The organism is Pseudomonas sp. GW823-FHT04A03 (genome assembly GCF_058796615.1).
Genome location: NZ_JBXAIV010000012.1, coordinates 149,410 through 169,074, shown reverse-complemented (window position 1 = coordinate 169,074; position 19,665 = coordinate 149,410). Strand labels below are relative to the sequence as shown.

5 protein-coding genes are annotated in these 19,665 nt (G+C 62.8%); 2 read left to right on the top strand and 3 right to left on the bottom strand.

Annotated features, from left to right (window positions below; genetic code table 11):
• Positions 1-163: 163 nt before the first annotated feature.
• Positions 164-874: a GntR family transcriptional regulator gene (locus AC1Q9F_RS24610; RefSeq protein WP_492621061.1), complete on the bottom strand. Its 711-nt coding sequence runs from the start codon at positions 872-874 to the stop codon at positions 164-166.
• Positions 875-1,067: 193 nt separating this feature from the next.
• On the opposite strand from AC1Q9F_RS24610, the gene lapG reads away from it, so the two are divergent.
• Together lapG and lapD are read left to right on the top strand one after the other, a co-directional pair.
• Positions 1,068-1,760, top strand: a complete 693-nt coding sequence (lapG, locus tag AC1Q9F_RS24605; RefSeq protein WP_007960234.1) for a cysteine protease LapG — start codon at positions 1,068-1,070, stop codon at positions 1,758-1,760.
• A gap of 14 nt (positions 1,761-1,774) precedes the next feature.
• Complete coding sequence (gene lapD, locus AC1Q9F_RS24600) at positions 1,775-3,721, top strand: cyclic di-GMP receptor LapD (RefSeq protein WP_492621062.1); 1,947 nt, start codon at positions 1,775-1,777, stop codon at positions 3,719-3,721.
• Between the two features lie 40 nt (positions 3,722-3,761).
• Here the strand turns inward: lapD and AC1Q9F_RS24595 are convergent, their stop codons facing one another.
• Complete coding sequence (locus AC1Q9F_RS24595) at positions 3,762-4,100, bottom strand: hypothetical protein (RefSeq protein WP_007960236.1); 339 nt, start codon at positions 4,098-4,100, stop codon at positions 3,762-3,764.
• A 147-nt stretch (positions 4,101-4,247) separates the two neighbouring features.
• Positions 4,248-19,580: a LapA family giant adhesin gene (locus tag AC1Q9F_RS24590; protein ID WP_492621063.1), complete on the bottom strand. Its 15,333-nt coding sequence runs from the start codon at positions 19,578-19,580 to the stop codon at positions 4,248-4,250.
• Between the last annotated feature and the right edge of the window lie 85 nt (positions 19,581-19,665).

Sequence of the window (19,665 nt, the reverse complement as noted above, 5' to 3'; positions counted from 1 at the left end):
TCGTCGAAAATGACTTCCTTGCGGTGCAAATTCCGGGCTGTTCAAAGCAGGGGGAGGTTAGAGCGCAGGCGTCGATGTGCCACGGCAAATGACCGTGACCGGTGGGGGGATTTGTAAGCGGGTTATTCGCCGGGTGAGTGGAGGCTCACCCGGGAGGGAGGATTCAGCGCGCCGCTTTGCGGCTTTGGCCGGCGGAGCTGGCCAGGTAACGGGTGATCACCTCGACACCGCGATTGAGATGCTGCTCCAGCAGTGTCACCGCGTGCGGGGTGTCACGCTCTTTCACGGCCTGCAACAAGGCGCGGTGATCGTCCTGGGAGAGTTTGCCCAGGCCCATGGCCTCAAGGTTGAAGCGCAGGAAGCGTTCTTCTTCATTCAGTCCGTCTTCCACCAGTCGCAACAGCCGGCCATTGGGCGCCCTGCTGTAGAGCGCCATGTGAAACAGACGGTTGAGCCGGCCGATTTCGGTGTAGTCGTGTTCGTTTTCCAATTCTTCGATGTAGCTGGCTGCGCGTTCGTGATCGGCAGGGGTCAGCAACGGGATCGACTGACGCAGCGCTTCGGACTCCAGCAGGATGCGCAGCTCGTAGGTTTCCGTTGCATCGCCCTGGATCAGCGGCGCCACCACCGCGCCTTTGTGGGCAATCACGCTGAGCAGGCCCTGAGCCTCAAGCTGACGCAAGGCTTCGCGCACCGGCATGCGGCTGACACCGAACAGGTCGGCCAGATCCTGCTGGCGCACAGCGGTGCCGCAGGGCAGGCGCCCGTCGAGAATCGCGGCGCGCAGGGTTTCTTCGATGACCGAGCGCGCCAGATGCGCGGGAATCGGGCCTTCGACTTTGATGCTGTGGAGTGGCTTGGGCTTCTGGGTCACAACTGCACACCCTATGACTGCGGATTTGGATCCAAAGGACACTAGTGATTGCTCTACAGGTTGTCAAACCGTGTAGAAGAACCCTGTCACATCTGAAGTTTAGCGCGCCAGCGATGATCTCAGGGTGCCATTGTTTTTTGCTGGGCTAACCTTCACCATCAAGCGCTTTCCTCTCTGCCCTGGATGCCTTGCATTGGCGGTACGTTTCGCAATCCCACGGATTGCGCGCTGGCTTGCCTGCGCGCTGCTGCTGGCCGGCATCATGCTGGGCGGCCTGCATGCCGATTGGGATTTTTCCGCGATCAGCCGCAAGGCCACGGCACTGTACGGGCCGTTGGGCGCCGGGCAACAGCGGATAGATGCCTGGCAGAATCTGCTGGCCACGCAGAAGCAGGTCAGCGAGATGGAAAAGCTCAAAGTGGTGAACCTGTTTTTCAACAAACAGATGCGCTACGTCGAAGACATCGATCTGTGGCACGAGGTCGACTATTGGGAAACCCCCATCGAAGCCTTGTGGAAAGGCGCCGGCGACTGCGAAGACTATGCGATCGCCAAGTATTTCAGCCTGCGCCACCTCGGTGTGGCCAGTGACAAGTTGCGCATCACCTACGTAAAGGCCCTGCGCCAGAACCGCGCGCACATGGTCCTGACTTACTATTCCAGCCCTGACGCCATGCCGCTGGTGCTCGACAGCCTGATCGACCCGATCAAGCCGGCCGCCGAGCGAACCGATTTGCTGCCGGTCTACTCTTTCAATGCTGAAGGTTTGTACCTGCCGGGAGCGAAGGGCAACAAGAAGGTCGGTGACACCAAACGCCTGTCACGCTGGCAGGATGTGTTGAAGAAAATGCAGGCCGAAGGATTTCCGGTCGAGACGACTAACTAGGAGCACGCGCTCAGATGTCTTTGTTCAAACAGCTGTTGATCGCTATCTGTCTGTTCCTGGTGGTCGCCTTCACCGGCAGCTTCATGGTCAGTCTGGAGAGCTCGCGCACCCAGTACGTCAACCAGTTGCGCTCCCACGCCCAGGATGCGGCCACGGCGCTGGCGCTGTCGTTGACGCCGAACATCGATGACCCGGCGATGGTCGAACTGCTGGTCAGTTCGATTTTCGACAGCGGTTATTACTCGAGCATCCGCGTGGTCGACCTGAAGACCGACCAGACCATCGTCGAGCGCAACGGCATTCCGGCGGTCACCAACGTGCCGGATTGGTTCGTCAAACTGATCGGCCTGGAGCCGGCCGGTGGCGATGCGCTGGTCAGCCGTGGCTGGGAACAGGCAGCGCGGGTCGAGGTGGTCAGCCACCCGATGTTCGCCCTGGCCAAGCTCTGGCAGAGCGCTTTGGGAAGCCTTGGCTGGTTGCTGGTCTGCGGTGCGGTGAGTGCCGTGCTGGGCGCATTGTTGTTGCGTCGGCAATTGAAGCCGCTGGATTACATGGTCAAGCAATCCCACGCAATCGCCCGCCGCGAGTTCCTCAGCCTGCCGGACCTGCCGCGTACGCCTGAACTGCGACGCGTGGTGCTGGCGATGAACCAGATGGTCGAGAAGCTCAAGGCACTGTTCCAGGAGCAGGCCGAACGCAGTGAAAAACTGCGCACCGAGTCCTATCAGGACAACCTCACGGGGTTGGCCAACCGGCGTTATTTCGAGATGCAGCTGAATGCGCGGGTGAGCAACCCGGAGCAGGCCAGTTCCGGTTATCTGCTGCTGTTGCGGGTCAAGGATCTGGCCGGGCTGAACCAGCGTCTTGGCGGTCAGCGCACCGATGAATTGTTGAAAGCGGTTGGTGAGCAACTGTCCCGCGAGTGTGCCAAATACCCGGAAACCCAAAACCTCGTCACCCGTATTCGCGGCGGTGAATTCGCCGTGCTGGCGCCGGGGCTGACCCGCGAGGAGGCGCTGCAACTGGCGCAGAGTCTCGACAGTGCGCTGAGCAGCCTGCACGCGACAGGTGCCACCGACGTGGCCGCCGTGGCCTCCATCGGCCTGGCGCCGTTCGCTCACGGCGATTCGCCGCAAGCCGTCCTCAGCCTCGGCGATCAGGCGCTGGCCCAGGCCGAAGGGCAGGGCGAGCAGAACTGGGCATGTCTCGATCAGAGCCTGGTGGCGGACGTCGGTGACGATCACCACGCCTGGCATCGTTTGCTCGATCAGGCGCTGAACCAGCGACGCTTTGAGCTGTTCTTTCAGCCGGTAGTGGCGGCGCGGGACACGCAACTGGTGCTGCATTACAAAGTGCTGTCGCGCTTGCTCGACGAGCAGGGCCAGACCATTCCCGCCGGGCGCTTCCTGCCGTGGCTGGAGCGCTTCGGCTGGACCGCGCGACTGGACCGTTTGATGCTCGAGCGGGTGCTGGAGCAGATGGCCGGCCATGAAGAGTCCCTGGCGCTGAATCTGTCGTCGGCGACCCTGGCCGATCCGCAGGCGTTGAACAAAGTGTTCGAGATTCTGCGGACGCATTCCAACCTTGGTGCGCGCCTGACTCTGGAAATCGGCGAGGAACAATTGCCGGAGCAAGCGGTGCTGGAACAGTTGACCCGGCGCCTGCGCGAGCTCGGTTTCTCCCTGAGCCTGCAGCGTTTTGGCGGGCGCTTCAGCATGATCGGCAACCTGGCGCGATTGGGGCTGGCGTACCTGAAGATCGATGGCAGCTACATCCGGGCGATCGATCAGGAAAGCGACAAGCGCCTGTTCATCGAAGCGATCCAGCGCGCGGCACACAGCATCGATCTGCCGCTGATTGCCGAGCGGGTCGAGACGGAAGGGGAATTGTCGGTGATTCGCGAGATGGGGTTGTATGGGGTTCAGGGGCAGCTCTTCGGTGAGCCAAAACCCTGGGGCTGACTGATCGCTCCCACGCTCCGCGTGGGAGCGATCAAACGGATCAGATCAACCCACCCTCATCCTCATCAATCAACTGACTCAACCCGCCCAGCGCTTCCCGCGCCTGAGTCCGGTCCATCAATTTGGCCTGGGCCGCCGGCGGCAGGTCGGTGACGCGGATCACGCCTTTGCTGGTCAGTACCTGAATCAGGTCGTCGAGTACCCGAATCATTTCAAGGTCGCTCTGCTTGAGCTGTTTGAGGCTGTTCTCCACGGCTTCGTTGGCGTACCAGGCCTGGATTTCGTGGTGGTCGGCCGGCAGCGTTTCCGTGGCCTCGGCGTAGGCCGCAGCTTCCACGCGAATCAACTGACCCTGCGCATCGCGTTGCACGTAAAACATTGAGCATCCCTCGGAAATGGACCAGCGTCATGCTGTCAGCAGCATAGTCAACTGCGCGCGAGTATGCGGTGCGCCGACGAAATCGTCACCGGTTCAAGCGCCGCAAACGTGACGGCCGCCCCAAGTGGGGCGGCCGTTGTTCACGCATCAGCTGTTGTTGTGGTCGACCTTGATGGTCGGATCGCTGCCGGCAATCAGGTTGTGAATGTTGGCACTCGACCAGTTGTTGCCTTCGAGTTTGATCGTCACGTCCGGTGTGGCGGCTGCGGCATCGCCCGAGTTGAACTTGCCGCCCGAGCTGACTTGCAGCGACGACACGCCGTCGACCGTGGTGATCTTCAGGAAGTTGTCGATGGTGCTGCCGGTCTCGCCCTGCAACAGATCACGCAGGTCGATACGGTCGCCTTCGCTGGCCTTGAAGTCCTTGATCACGTCGTTGCCGGTATCGCCCGATTTCCAGACGAAGGTATCGCCACCGGAACCACCGATCAGGATGTCGTTGCCCGGGCCGCCGATCAGCGTGTCGTTGCCGGTGCCGCCGAGCAGGATGTCATTGCCCTTGCCGCCGTCGAGCAGGTCGTTGCCGCCCGAGCCGAACAGGATGTCATTGCCCGCGCCGCCCAGCAGTGTGTCGTTGCCGTCGTGGGCACCGGACACATCGAACGCCTGATAGTGCTCGGTGATGTACTGGTGCACGTTGCTGGTGGTGACTTTGCTGACGTCGACTCCGGTTTCCTTGGCCACGAACGCCTGCATCGCCTGATAACCCTCGCCGGCAATACCGTTGAAGCTCACCAGGTCGCCGAACAGGATGTCGTTGCCGTCGCCACCGCTGACGGTGTCGTTGCCCGGCATCGTCGCTTCGGTGTGGCCGATGATCGAGTTGGCCAGGTCCTTCGGATCGATGTTGGTCTGCGGCGTCTTGTCCGAATCGTACGGTTTCAGGTCGTTGAGACTGACGCCGTTGTTCAGGCCGATCGCTTCGACGTTCGACAGACCGCTCAGCAGCGCGAAGCCGGCGGCGGAGTTATCGGTGGTGCTCGACGAGGTGCTGCTGCCGCTGCCGGCCAGGCTCGAGATCTCGTAGGTGCCGTCGCCCTGGGCGTGGATGGTGCCCACGCTGTTCCAGCTCCAGCTACCGTTCTTCAGTGTCTGCAATACCACGGCGCCGGCAGTGTTGATGCTCAGGTAGTGGGTGCTGTCGATGTAGGTGCTGAAGCTGTCGCCCAGTTTGTAGTTGCTGGTCTTCACCACGTCATCGAGCTTCACGTTGCCGTACAGCGTCGGGTTGGTCTGCTCGCCGCTCTGGTAGTAGGTCGGCTGGCCGTCGGTGATGAAGTACGTAAGGTTCTTCGCCCCGGCGTTGGCCACCGCTTCAGCGCTCTGGAAGAAGTTCGCCGTAGCCTTGAACACGTCCTCGTAGTTGGTACCGCCGCCGGACGACATCGAGTCCAGCACGGCCTTGAGCAAGGTCAGCGCGTTCGGGTCGTTGAGGTTGACCGACACCGACTTGTTGACCTGGGTATCGAAGTCCACCAGGAAGATATTCACGGTGCCGGAGTTGCTGCCCAGGCTCTGTTTGAGGGTGTTGAACACCGACGTCAGCGAGTCCTTGGCGGCGCTGATCGACGAGGCGCTCATACTGCCCGAACTGTCGACCATGAACGCGATGTTGTAGTTGGTGCCCGGCACCACGGTCAGGCCGCCGATGTCGGCGACGATGATGTCGTTGCCGTCGGTGCCGGTGACGGTGTCATCGGCCGAGGTGGCGACAATCGAGTTGTAGACCGCCGGGACCACGGTGACCGGAATCGTCGCGGTGGTGCTGGCCGAGCCGCCCACGGCCTCGGTGGAGGTCGAGGTCACGGTCAGGTTGAACTGGCCGTTGTAGTAGGTCGGCGGGGTCACGGTCAGGGTGCCGAGGTTCCAGCCGGTGACGTTGGCGTCGCCGCTGGTGGCGGTCACGGTGAAGCTGTGGCCTGCGCCGTCGCTGAGTACCGAACCGACCGGTGCACCGCTGATCTTGATGCTCAGGGTTTCCGAGCCGTCGGTGTCGGTCAGCGCGGTGCTGATCGACGACAGTTTCACCGTGGTGCCTTCGGCGCCGGTGTTGAGCTTGTAGCCGTCGTAATAGCCTTCGCCGTTGCTGCCGTGCAGATCGGAGACGGTCACGCCGGCATTCACCAGATCCTGCACGCCGGTGTAGATCGGCACGCCGGCACTGCTCAGGTCGATCGCTGCGCCGCCGTTGACCGACAGGTTGACGTCATAGCTGCCCGGGCCGCTCTGGTTATGGTGGTAGATGTCCAGGGTGTAATAGCCGCTGGTGGTCGGGGTGAACGAACCGTTTAGGTTGCCGCCCGCGCCCCACGTCGTGGACGCCACGTTCTTGCCGCCGATGGTCACCAGCAGGCTGTCATCACCGGTACCGCTGAAGGTGTAGGTCTTGCCGGCTTCCAGATAGATCAGGCCCGAGGTTTTCGACGCGGTGCCGGCGGTCACGCTGCCGTCGGACTGCACGTTGTTCACGGTACCGCTGGTGTTCGGCTTGCCCGCACCGTCGATCACGTTTTTCAGGGTGTTCGGGTTCGCGCCGCTGCCGTCGGTGCCCAGGCCCGACAGACCGGTCCAGACTTCCTTGATCAGCCCGGTGGACTTCACGCTGTTGTCGGCGACCGACAGGGTCGGTGCATCCGCCACCGGCGTGATGTCGATCTTGATGGTGCCGGTGTTGCCCAGCAACTGGCCGTCGGTTGGCTGGAACTTGATCTGCGCGTAGTCAGCCTGGTTGTTGCCCAGGCCGGTGCCGCCGTAACCGTTCACGCCCGACTCGTTGGCATCCGGCAGGAAGCGCAGCTTGCCGGCGTCGATGTCAGCCTTGCTGAAGGTCTGGTTGTTGGCGACGTCTTTCCAGGTCGAACCGTCCAGGTACTGCAGTTTGCCTTCGCCCGGCAGCTGGGTGATTTTCACGCCCAGGCTGCTGGCCGGGCTGTCGACGTCGCTGACGCCGAAGGTCGACCAGCCGAGAACCAGCGGGGTGTCTTCGGTGCCGGTGACGTTGACCGGTGCAGCGACCGGCGCATCGTTGACCGCTACTACGTTGACCGTTGTGGTCGCGACGTTGGAGTAATTGCCACCATCGGTCACGGTCACGGTGATGATCCGTGGCACGGTGCTCGGGTCTTCACTGCTGTTGGTGAAGCTGATGTTCTTGATGGCCTGCATGTAGTCGGCGAGCGTCGCGTTGCCCGACAGGGTCAGCGTGATGGTGCCGTTGGTGCTGTTGGCATTGATGGTGATGCCGTTGACGCTGTTGCCCAGATTCAGCGCATCGCCGTCCTGACGGTTGGTCAGCACAACGGTGGCGCCGGTCAGCATGGTGCTGTCCGGGTCGGTGATCTTGATGTCGGTGTCGGCAATCGACACACCTGCGCCCGGGGTGTTCTCGGTGAAGGTCACCTTGTAGTCGGCCCCGGTGGCACCGCTGGAGTTGTTGGCGTCGAGGTCGATGACCGGCGGTGCATCGTTGTCGATGATCGAGGTGCTGACGCTGCCATTGGTGCTGCTGACCGCCAGGTTTTCGAAGTTGCCACCGGTGGCCGAGTCGATCTTGACCACGAAGTTCTCGGTGCCTTCGGTGATCTTGTCGTCGATGGTCGCAACGTTGAACTGCGCGCTGCTGGCACCGGCCGGGATCTTCACGGTGTACACACCGGTGAAGTCCGAACCGTCGGCGGCGGTGCCGCTGTAGACGATTTTCAGGGTCACTTCGGTTTGCGCCGGGTGGGTCAGGCTGACGGTGTAGCTGGCGGTCTGGCCTTCGGTCACCGAGGTGCTGCCGGTGATGCTGACGGTGGTGGTGTCGATGGTATCGGTGACGCTGGTCACCGCTGGTGTGTTGCTGGTCACCAGGTTTTCGAAGTTGCCGCCGGTGGCGTTGGTGATCGTGGCCTGCACGTTGCCGGCGTCTTTGTAGACGTCGTCGGCTGGCGCAGGAACGGTCACGGTGCCGGTGGTTTTACCGGCTTCGATGGTGATCACCGAACCGTTGCTCAAGGTCACGGTCACTGGCGAGCCAGCGGCGTTGGTCAGGGTCGCGGTGTAGGTGATCGAACCACCTTCGGCCACGGTGCCGGTCGCGCTGAGCGACAGGTTGGTGGTGTCGATGGTGTCGGTGACGGTGGTCGAGACCGGCGTCTTGTCGGCTACGAGGTTTTCGTAGTTGCCGCCAGAAACGTTGGTGATCGAGTTGGTCAGCGGTGTGTGGCCGGTCAACGCGTCGTTCGGCGCGGTGGTGGTCACGGTGCCGGTGGTCTTGCCCACTTCGATGGTGATCGACTGACCGTTGGCCAGGGTCACCGTCACAGGCGAGCCAGTCACAGGCGCGCCGACGGTCGCGGTGTAGACAACGTTGCCACCCTCGGCCGCCGTCGTGGTCGCGGTCAGCTTCACGGTGGTGGTGTCGATGGTGTCAGTAACGCTGGTCACCGCTGGTGTGGTGCTGGTGACCAGGTTTTCGAAGTTGCCACCGGTGGCGGACTTGATCGTGGCCTGCACATTGCCGGCGTCCTTGTAGACGTCGTCGGCTGGCGCAGGAACGGTCACGGTGCCGGTGGTTTTACCGGCTTCGATGGTGATCACCGAGCCGTTGGACAAGGTCACGGTCACTGGCGAGCCAGCGGCGTTGGTCAGGGTTGCGGTGTAGGTGATCGAGCCACCTTCAGCCACGGTGCCGGTCGCGCTGAGCGACAGGTTGGTGGTGTCGATAGTGTCGGTGACGGTGGTCGAAACCGGGGTCTTGTCGGCAACCAGGTTTTCGTAGTTGCCGCCAGAAATGTTGGTGATCGAGTTGGTCAGCGGCGTGTGGCCGGTCAATGCGTCGTTCGGCGCGGTGGTGGTCACGGTGCCGGTGGTTTTACCCACTTCGATGGTGATCGACTGACCGTTGGCCAGATTCACGGTTACCGGCGAGCCAGTCACCGGCGCACCCACGGTGGCGGTGTAGGTGACGGTGCCACCTTCAGCTGCCGTCGTGGTCGCGGTCAGTTTCACGGTGGTGGTGTCGATGGTGTCGGTGACGCTGGTCACTGCTGGCGTAGTGCTGGTTACCAGGTTCTCGAAGTTGCCCCCGGTAGCGTTGGTGATCGTGGCCTGCACGTTACCGGCGTCTTTGTAGACGTCATCGGCTGGCGCTGCGACGGTCACGGTGCCAGTGGTTTTACCCGCTTCGATGGTGATCACGGCGCCGTTGCTCAAGGTCACGGTCACCGGAGTGCCCGCAGCGTTGGTCAAGGTTGCGGTGTAAACGATCGAACCACCCTCGGCGACCGAGTTGGTAGCGCTCAGGGACAGGTTGGTGGTGTCGACGGTGTCGGTCACGGTGGTGCTGACCGGGGTCTTGTCGGCAACCAGGTTCTCGTAGTTACCGCCGCTGACGTTGGTGATCGCGTTGGTCAGTGGTGCATGACCATTCAACACGTCGTTAGGCGCGGTGGTGGTCACGGTGCCGGTGGTCTTGCCGACTTCGATGGTGATCGATTGACCATTCGACAGGGTCACGGTCACTGGCGAGCCAGTTACAGGCGCGCCGACGGTGGCGGTATAGACAACGTTGCCACCTTCGGCAGCTGTCGCGGTCGCAGTCAGCTTCACGGTGGTGGTGTCGATGGTGTCAGTAACGCTGGTCACGGCTGGTGTGGTGCTGGTGACCAGGTTCTCGAAGTTGCCACCGCTGGCGTTGGTGATCGTGGCCTGTACGTTGCCGGCGTCCTTGTAGACGTCGTCGGCTGGTGCAGGAACGGTCACAGTGCCGGTGGTTTTGCCCGCTTCGATGGTGATCACGGCGCCGTTCGACAAGGTCACGGTCACTGGCGAGCCAGCGGCGTTGGTCAGGGTCGCGGTGTAGATGATCGAACCGCCCTCGGCAACCGAATTGGTGGCGCTGAGGGTCAGGTTGGTCGTGTCGACGGTGTCGGTCACCGTGGTGCTGACCGGGGTTTTGTCGGCCACGAGATTTTCGTAGTTGCCGCCCGTCACGCCGGTGATCGCGTTGGTCAACGGCGCGTGGCCGGTCAGCGCATCGTTAGGCGCGGTGGTGGTGACGGTGCCAGTGGTCTTGCCCACCTCGATGGTGATCGACTGACCGTTGGAAAGGGTCACGGTGACTGGCGAACCGGTCACAGGTGCGCCCACGGTGGCGGTGTAAGTGACGGTGCCGCCTTCTGCCGCCGACTCGGTCGCGGTCAGTTTGACCGTGGTGGTGTCGATGGTGTCGGTGACTTCCGTTACGGCTGGAACGGTGCTCGGAACAAGGTTCTCGAAGTTGCCACCGGTTGCGTCCTTGATCGTGACTTCGACTTTGCCGGCGTCCTTGTAGACGTCATCGGCTGGCGCGGCAACAGTCACGGTGCCGGTGGTTTTACCGGCCTCGATGGTGATGACGGCACCGTTCGACAGAGTCACGGTCAACGGGGTGCCGGCCGGGTTGGTCAGAGTGGCGGTGTAAACGATCGAGCCACCTTCGGCCACGCTGTCGGTCGCGGTCAGCGACAGATTGGTGGTGTCGACGGTGTCGGTCACGGTGGTGCTGACCGGAGTCTTGTCGGCTACGAGGTTTTCGTAGTTGCCGCCGGTTACGCCGGTGATCGCGTTGGTCAGTGGTGCGTGACCATTCAACGCATCGTTCGGTGCAGTGGTGGTCACGGTGCCAGTGGTCTTGCCCACTTCGATAGTGATCGACTGACCGTTGGACAGGGTCACGGTCACTGGCGAACCGGTCACAGGTGCGCCGACGGTAGCGGTGTAAGTGACGGTGCCGCCTTCAGCTGCCGATTCAGTCGCGGTCAGTTTGACGGTGGTGGTGTCGATGGTGTCGGTGACTTCGGTCACGGCCGGAACGGTGCTCGGCACCAGGTTCTCGAAGTTTCCACCGGTGGCGGTCGAAATGGTTGCCTCGACTTTGCCGGCATCTTTGTAGACGTCGTCTTTCGGTGCATCGACAGTCACGGTGCCGGTGGTTTTACCGGCCTCGATGGTGATCACGGCGCCGTTCGACAGGGTCACGGTCACCGGAGTGCCGGCCGGGTTGGTCAGGGTCGCGGTGTAGACGATCGAACCGCCCTCGGCCACCGAGCCAGTGGCGCTCAGGGTCAGGTTGGTGGTGTCGACGGTATCAGTGACGGTGGTGCTGACCGGAGTCTTGTCAGCCACGAGGTTTTCGTAGTTGCCGCCAGTCACGCCGGTGATCGCGTTGGTCAGCGGCGCGTGGCCGTTGAGCGCATCGTTCGGCGCGGTGGTGGTGACGGTGCCGGTGGTTTTGCCGACTTCGATCGTGATCGACTGTCCGTTGGACAGGGTCACGGTCACAGGCGAACCGGTGACAGGCGCGCCGACGGTAGCGGTGTAAGTAACGGTGCCGCCTTCAGCCGCCGACTCGGTCGCGGTCAGTTTCACCGTGGTGGTGTCGATGGTGTCGGTAACGTTGGTCACGGCCGGAACAGTGCTCGGCACCAGGTTCTCGAAACCACCGCCAGTAGCGGTCGAAATGGTTGCCTCGACTTTGCCGGCGTCTTTGTAGACGTCGTCTTTCGGCGCATCGACGGTCACGGTGCCGCTGGTTTTACCGGCCTCGATGGTGATAACGGCGCCGTTCGACAGGGTCACGGTCACCGGCGTACCCGCCGGGTTGGTCAGGGTCGCGGTGTAAGTGATCGAACCGCCCTCGGCAACCGAATCGGTGGCCGTCAGGTTCAGGTTGGTCGTGTCGACAGTGTCCGACACCGAGGTGTCGGCGGACTTGCCGTCCACCGCCAGGTTTTCGTAGTTGCCACCGGTGGCCTTGTCGATGGTCACGCTCAGCGAGCTGCCGCCCGCCAGAGGGCTGTTCGGCGCGACGAAGTTCACGGTGCCGGTAGTTTCACCGACGGCGATGGTGATGGTCTGGCCGTTGGACAGGGTCACGACGACCGGCGAGCCGGTCACTGGCGCCGTCACGGTCGCGGTGTAAACCACGGTTTCGCCTTCGGCGACGTTGGCGGTGGCGGTCAGCGACACGGTGGACGTGTCGATGGTGTCATTGACGGTGGTGACCGCCGGGGCGGTGCTGGTGACCAGGTTTTCGAAGTTGCCACCGGTGGTGGTCGAAATGGTCGTCTCGACTTTGCCGGCGTCCTTGTAGACGTCGTCCTTCGGTGCATCGACGGTCACGGTGCCGGAGGTTTTGCCGGCCTCGATGGTGATCACGGCGCCGTTGCTCAACGTCACGGTCACCGGGGTGCCGGCGGCGTTGGTCAGGGTCGCGGTGTAGGTGATCTGGCCACCTTCGTTGACTTCCGGCGTGGCGCTCAGGGTCAGGTTGGTGGTGTCGACGGTGTCGGTCACGGTGGTGCTGACCGGAGTCTTGTCGGCCACCAGATTTTCGTAGTTGCCGCCGCTCACACCGGTGATCGAGTTGGTCAGCGGTGTGTGACCGTTCAATGCATCGTTTGGCGCAGTGGTGGTGATGGTGCCGGTGGTTTTGCCGACTTCGATGGTGATCGACTGACCGTTGGCCAGGGTCACGGTCACAGGCGAGCCGGTCACTGGCGCGCCAACGGTGGCGGTGTAGGTAACGGTGCCGCCTTCAGCTGTCGACTCGGTCGCAGTCAGTTTGACTGTGGTGGTGTCGATGGTATCGGTGACTTCGGTAACGGCCGGAACGGTGCTCGGCACCAGGTTCTCGAAGTTGCCGCCAGTCGCATCCTTGATGGTGACTTCGACTTTGCCGGCGTCTTTGTAGACGTCGTCTTTCGGTGCATCGACGGTCACTGTGCCGGTGGTTTTACCGGCTTCGATGGTGATGACGGCGCCGTTGCTCAACGTCACGGTCACCGGGGTGCCGGCCGGGTTGGTCAGGGTCGCGGTGTAAACGATCGAGCCGCCCTCGGCCACCGAGTCAGTAGCGCTCAGGGTCAGGTTGGTTGTGTCGACGGTGTCGGTGACGGTGGTCGAAACCGGGGTCTTGTCGGCTACGAGATTCTCGTAATTGCCGCCGGTTACGCCAGTAATCGCGTTGGTCAGCGGGGTGTGGCCGTTCAACGCGTCGTTCGGCGCGGTGGTGGTGATGGTGCCGGTGGTTTTGCCCACCTCGATAGTGATCGACTGACCATTGGCCAGGGTCACGGTCACAGGCGAACCGGTGACAGGTGCGCCAACAGTGGCGGTGTACGTAACGGTACCGCCTTCAACTGCCGATTCGGTCGCGGTGAGTTTCACCGTGGTGGTGTCGATGGTGTCGGTGACTTCGGTAACAGCCGGAACAGTGCTCGGCACCAGGTTCTCGAAGTTGCCGCCGGTGGCGTCCTTGATGGTCACTTCGACTTTGCCGGCGTCTTTGTAGACGTCATCGGCCGGAGCTGGAACGGTCACGGTGCCGGTGGTTTTGCCCGCTTCGATGGTGATGACGGAGCCGTTGCTCAACGTCACGGTCACCGGAGTGCCGGCCGGGTTGGTCAGGGTGGCGGTGTAGGTGATCGAGCCACCTTCGGCCACGGTGCCGGTCGCGGTCAGCGTCAGGTCGGTGGTGTCGACGGTGTCAGTCACGGTGGTGCTGACCGGCGTTTTGTCGGCCACGAGATTTTCGTAGTTACCGCCGCTTACGCCAGTGATCGAGTTGCTCAGCGGGGTGTGACCGTTGAGTGCATCGTTCGGCGCGGTGGTGGTGATGGTGCCGGTGGTTTTGCCCACCTCGATAGTGATCGACTGACCATTCGCCAGGTTCACGGTCACAGGCGAGCCAGTCACCGGAGCGCCGACAGTCGCGGTGTAAGTGACAGTGCCACCTTCCGCCGCCGACTCGGTCGCAGTCAGTTTGACCGTGGTGGTGTCGATGGTGTCAGTGACTTCGGTAACGGCCGGGACAGTGCTCGGCACAAGGTTCTCGAAGTTGCCGCCAGTTGCATCCTTGATCGTGACTTCGACTTTGCCGGCGTCCTTGTAGACGTCGTCTTTCGGCGCATCGACGGTCACGGTGCCGGTGGTTTTGCCCGCTTCGATGGTGATGACGGAGCCGTTGCTCAACGTCACGGTGACCGGAGTACCAGCCGGATTGGTCAGAGTCGCGGTGTAGGTGATCGAGCCACCTTCGGCCACGGTGCCGGTCGCGGTCAGCGTCAGGTCGGTGGTGTCGACGGTGTCAGTCACGGTAGTGCTTACCGGAGTCTTGTCGGCCACCAGATTTTCGTAGTTGCCGCCGCTCACGCCAGTGATCGAGTTGCTCAGCGGTGTGTGACCGTTGAGTGCATCGTTCGGCGCGGTGGTGGTGATGGTGCCGGTGGTCTTGCCGACTTCGATGGTGATGGTCTGACCGTTGGCCAGGGTCACGGTGACCGGCGAACCAGTCACTGGCGCACCAACAGTGGCGGTGTAGGTGACGGTGCCGCCCTCAGCCACCGAAGTATCGGCGCTCAGTTTCACGGTCGACGTATCGATGGTGTCAGTCACTTCAGTGACTGCCGGGACGGTGCTCGGAACCAGATTCTCGAAGTTGCCGCCGGACGCATCCTTGATGGTCACTTCGACTTTGCCGGCGTCTTTGTAGACGTCATCGGCTGGAGCCGGAACGGTCACGGTGCCGGTGGTTTTCCCCGCTTCGATGGTGATCACCGAGCCATTGCTCAGGGTCACGGTCACTGGCGTGCCAGCTGGATTGGTCAGCGTGGCGGTGTAAACGATCGAACCGCCTTCAGCCACGGAACCTGTAGCGCTCAAGGTCAGGTTGGTGGTGTCGACGGTGTCGGTGACTGACGTCACGGCCGGAGTTTTGTCGGCGACCAGGTTTTCGTAATTGCCGCCGCTGGTGCCGTCGATCTTCACGCTCAGCGTGTTGCCGCCGGCCAGTGCATCGTTCGGTGCGGTGTAGTTGACGCTGGCGCTGCTGGCGCCGACCGGGATGGTGATGGTCTGCCCGTTCGACAGGGTCACGACCACCGGCGAACCGGTCACCGGTGCGGTGACGGAGGCAGTGTAAACCACCACGCCGCCTTCAACGGTGCTGGCCGTGGCGCTCAGGGAAACGGTGCTGTTGTCGATGGTGTCGGTGACATCGGTCACCGCCGGGGTCTTGTCGACCACCAGGTTTTCAAAGTTGCCGCCCGTGGTCTTGGTGATGCTGGCGTCGACTTTGCCGGCGTCCTTGTACACGTCGTCGCCCGGTGCGGCGACGGTGATGGTGCCGGTGCTCGCGCCTTTGGCGATGTTGATCACCGCGCCGTTGCTCAGGGTCACGGTCATGGCCGTGCCGGCCGGGTTGGTCAGGGTCGCGGTGTAGACGATCGAACCGCCCTCGGCGACCGAACCGGTGGCGCTCAGGCTGATATTGGTGGTGTCGACGGTGTCGGTGACCTTGGTCACCACAGCCGTACGGTTGGCATCGACCTGTTCGAAGTTGCCGCCGCTGTGGCTGGCAATCGCGGTCTGCACCTTGCCGCCATCGATGTAAGGCGTGTTGGCCGGTGCAGGGAAATTCACCGAACCGCTGGTGGCACCGGCGGCGATGTTGATCACCGCGCCGTTGGCCAGGGTCACGGTCATGGCGGTGCCGGCCGGGTTGCTCAGGGTCGCGGTGTAGGTGATCTGGCCACCTTCGCTGACGGCGTCGCTGGCGCTCAGGGTCAGCGTGGTCTTGTCGATGGTGTCGTTGACCGTGGTGCTGACCGGCGTCTTGCTGACGTCGAGCTTCTCGAAATTGCCACCGCTGGCATCGGTCATGGTCACGGTGAGCTTGCTGACATCCTTGTAGACGTCATCGCTCGGTGCCGGGATGGTCACCGAACCGCTGGTCTTGCCGGCCTCGATAACGATGGTCTGGCCGTTGCTCAGGTTGACCGTCACCGGCGTCTGTGCGGCGTTGGTCAGGGTCGCGGTGTAAGTGATCGACGTGCCTTCGAGCACATAGCTTTCGGCGCTGAGGGTCAGGTGCGTGGTGTTAATGGTGTCGGCGACGTTGGTCACCGCTGGCGTCGGGTTGGCCACCAGGTTTTCGAAATTGCCGCCGGAGGTGTCCTTGATGGTCACTTCAACTTTGCCGGCATCTTTGTAGACGTCATCGGCGGGAGCCGGAACGGTCACGGTGCCAGTGGTTTTGCCCGCTTCGATGGTGATGACGGAGCCGTTGCTCAACGTCACGGTCACCGGGGTGCCGGCCGGGTTGGTCAGGGTGGCGGTGTAGACGATCTGCCCGCCCTCGTTGACGTTGCCGGTGGCGGTCAGCGATACGGTGGTGGTGTCGACGGTGTCGGTGATGGTGGTGCTGACCGGCGTTTTGTCGGCCACTAGGTTTTCGTAGTTGCCGCCGCTGACGTTGGTGATCGAGTTGGTCAGCGGTTCATGGCCGGCCAGTACGTCGTTCGGCGCCGTGGTGGTCACGGTGCCGGTGGTTTTGCCGACTTCGATGGTGATCGACTGACCGTTGGCCAGGGTCACGGTCACCGGCGAGCCGGTTACCGGGGCGCCAACCGTCGCGGTGTAAGTGACGGTACCGCCTTCCGCTGCCGATTCGGTCGCGGTCAGTTTGACGGTCGAAGTGTCGATGGTGTCGGTGACCTGGGTCACGGCCGGAACAGTGCTTGGCACCAGGTTTTCGAAGTTGCCGCCGGTTGCGCCGGTAATGGTCGCTTCGACTTTGCCGGCATCCTTGTAGACGTCATCGGCAGGCGCTGGAACAGTCACGGTGCCGGTGGTTTTGCCGGCTTCGATGGTGATTACGGAGCCGTTGCTCAACGTCACGGTCACCGGAGTGCCGGCCGGATTGGTCAGCGTCGCGGTGTAGATGATCGAGCCGCCCTCGGCCACGGAATCGGTGGCGCTCAGGGTCAGGTTAGTGGTGTCGACGGTGTCGGTCACGGTGGTGCTGACCGGCGTCTTGTCGGCGACCAGATTCTCGTAGTTGCCGCCGCTCACGCCGGTGATCGCGTTGGTCAACGGCGCGTTGCCGGCCAATGCGTCGTTTGGTGCGGTGGTGGTCACGGCGCCGGTGGTTTTGCCGACTTCGATGGTGATCGACTGACCGTTGGCCAGGGTCACGGTGACCGGAGAACCGGTCACTGGCGCGCCGACAGTAGCGGTATAAGTGACAGTGCCACCTTCAGCCGCCGACTCGGTCGCGGTCAGTTTGACGGTGGTGGTGTCGACGGTATCGGTCACGTCGGTGACGGCCGGAACGGTGCTTGGCACCAGGTTCTCGAAGTTGCCGCCGGAGGCGTCCTTGATGGTGACTTCGACTTTGCCGGCGTCTTTATAGACGTCATCGGCAGGCGCCGGAACGGTCACGGTGCCGGTGGTTTTACCCGCTTCGATGGTAATGACGGAGCCGTTGCTCAACGTCACGGTCACCGGGGTGCCGGCCGGATTGGTCAGGGTCGCGGTGTAAACAATCGAACCCCCTTCAGCGACAGTGCCGGTGGCACTCAGGGTCAGATTCGTCGTGTCGGCCACGTCTGTAACCGTGGTCGAAACCGGAGTCGTGTCGGCCACCAGGTTTTCGTAATTACCGCCGGAAACGCCGGTGATCGAGTTGGTCAGTGGTGCATTGCCGGTCAACGCATCGTTCGGCGCAGTGGTGGTCACGGTGCCGGTGGTTTTGCCCACTTCGATGGTGATCGACTGACCGTTGGCCAGGGTCACGGTGACCGGCGAACCGGTCACTGGTGCGCCGACAGTAGCGGTATAAGTGACAGTGCCGCCTTCAGCTGCCGACTCGGTCGCGGTGAGCTTCACCGTGGTGGTGTCGATGGTGTCAGTGACTTCGGTGACGGCCGGAACGGTGCTTGGCACCAGGTTCTCGAAGTTGCCGCCGGAAGCGTCCTTGATGGTCACTTCGACTTTGCCGGCGTCTTTATAGACGTCATCGGCTGGTGCCGGAACGGTCACGGTTCCGGTAGTTTTGCCAGCCTCGATGGTGATGACGGAGCCATTGCTCAACGTCACGGTCACCGGGGTGCCGGCAGGATTGGTCAGGGTTGCGGTGTAGACGATCGAACCGCCTTCGGCCACGGAACCGGTCGCGCTCAGCGACAGGTTGGTGGTGTCGATGGAGTCGGTGACGGTGGTGGTCGCTGGCGTCGTGTTTGGCACCAGATTCTCGAAATTGCCGCCGGTAGCACCGGTAATCGTAGTGCTGACGGTGCCGCCGTTGTTGTAGACGTCATTCGGTGCGGTCGGCACGTTGACGCTGCCGGTGGTCTGGCCGGCGCCGATGGTGATGGTCGAGCCGTTCGACAGGGTTACAGTCACCGGCGTCTGCGCCGGGTTGGTCAGGGTCGCGGTGTAGGTGATCTGGCCACCTTCGACCACGGTGCCGGTGGCGGTCAGGTTCAGGCCGGTGGTGTCGATCGAGTCGGTGATGGTGGTCACCGCCGGTGTCGGGTTCGGCACCAGGTTTTCAAAGTTGCCGCCGGTTGCACCAGTGATGGTGGTGGTGACGGTGCTGCCGTTGTTATAGACGTCATTCGGCGCGGTCGGCACGTTTACGGTGCCGGTGGTCTGGCCGGCTCCGATGGTGATGGTCGAACCGTTGGACAGGGTGACGGTCACCGGCGTCTGCGCCGGGTTGGTCAGGGTGGCGGTGTAGGTGATCTGACCGCCTTCGGTCACGCTTGGGCCGGCCGTCAGGGTGACGGTGGTGGTGTCGATGGTGTCGGTGACCTGGGTCGTGGCCGGAATGGTCGGCGGGGTCACGGTGATGCCGCTGCCGCCGGTGGTGCCGGTGACCGTCACGTCGATCTGGGTCGGGTCGTTATAAACCGTGTCGTTCGGTGCCAGTGGCACGTTGACGGTGCCGCTGGTTGAACCGGCCGGAATCACGATCACCGCGCCGTTGGACAGGGTGATGGTCAGGTCGGTCAGCGGCGCCTGGGTCAGGGTCGCGGTGTACACCAGCACGCCGCCGGCTTCGGTGATGCTCGGCGTGGCGCTGAGGCTCAGGGTCGATTCGCGCAGGGCGTTGGCGGTGGTATCGGTGGTCTGGCCACCGGTGGTGTCCTGGGCAACCTGGCCGGCGGAGTTGATGCCCGCAGTCGGGAAGCCAATGGTCGGATCTACGCGGCCAGCGGTCGCATCGAGCATCACGAAGCTGTGGCCGCCACCAGCGGCACCGCCAGTCCCTGCGGCGGTCGGGCCGGCAGCGGTGGATTCAAGGGCGGTAGTCGGGTCGACACCGGCGGCGATGGCTTGTTGCAGCTCTTCTACCGACGGCGCGGCTTGCGCGGTGGCTTCGGCCAGGTCGGTGCTGGAATCCGGGGTATCGGCGCTCCACTGAGTGTCGCGGCCCAGATCGATCGTGCGGCCATCGGCCAGTTCCAGGGACACGGCGCCGGAAACGCCGGTGTCGACCTGATCGCCGGCAAACAGCCGGTCGCCTTCAACGAGTACGCGACGGACGCCCTCTGGGGACACCACGAAAACCTGACCGACAATGCTTTTGACGATGGCAACAACACTGCTCATTGAAGACTCTCCGGGGTGTCACGTTCAGTTGACTTCCATAGACCTGATGGCGATCTGCGCCGATTCAGTCTGGACGTACTTTTAA

What these genes read in the sequence shown, in the direction of transcription:
- lapD (WP_492621062.1), top strand. Translation starts at nt 1,775, where the DNA reads ATGTCTTTGTTCAAACAGCTGTTGATCGCTATCTGTCTGTTCCTGGTG.
- AC1Q9F_RS24595 (WP_007960236.1), bottom strand. Translation starts at nt 4,100, where the DNA reads ATGTTTTACGTGCAACGCGATGCGCAGGGTCAGTTGATTCGCGTGGAA.
- AC1Q9F_RS24590 (WP_492621063.1), bottom strand. Translation starts at nt 19,580, where the DNA reads ATGAGCAGTGTTGTTGCCATCGTCAAAAGCATTGTCGGTCAGGTTTTC.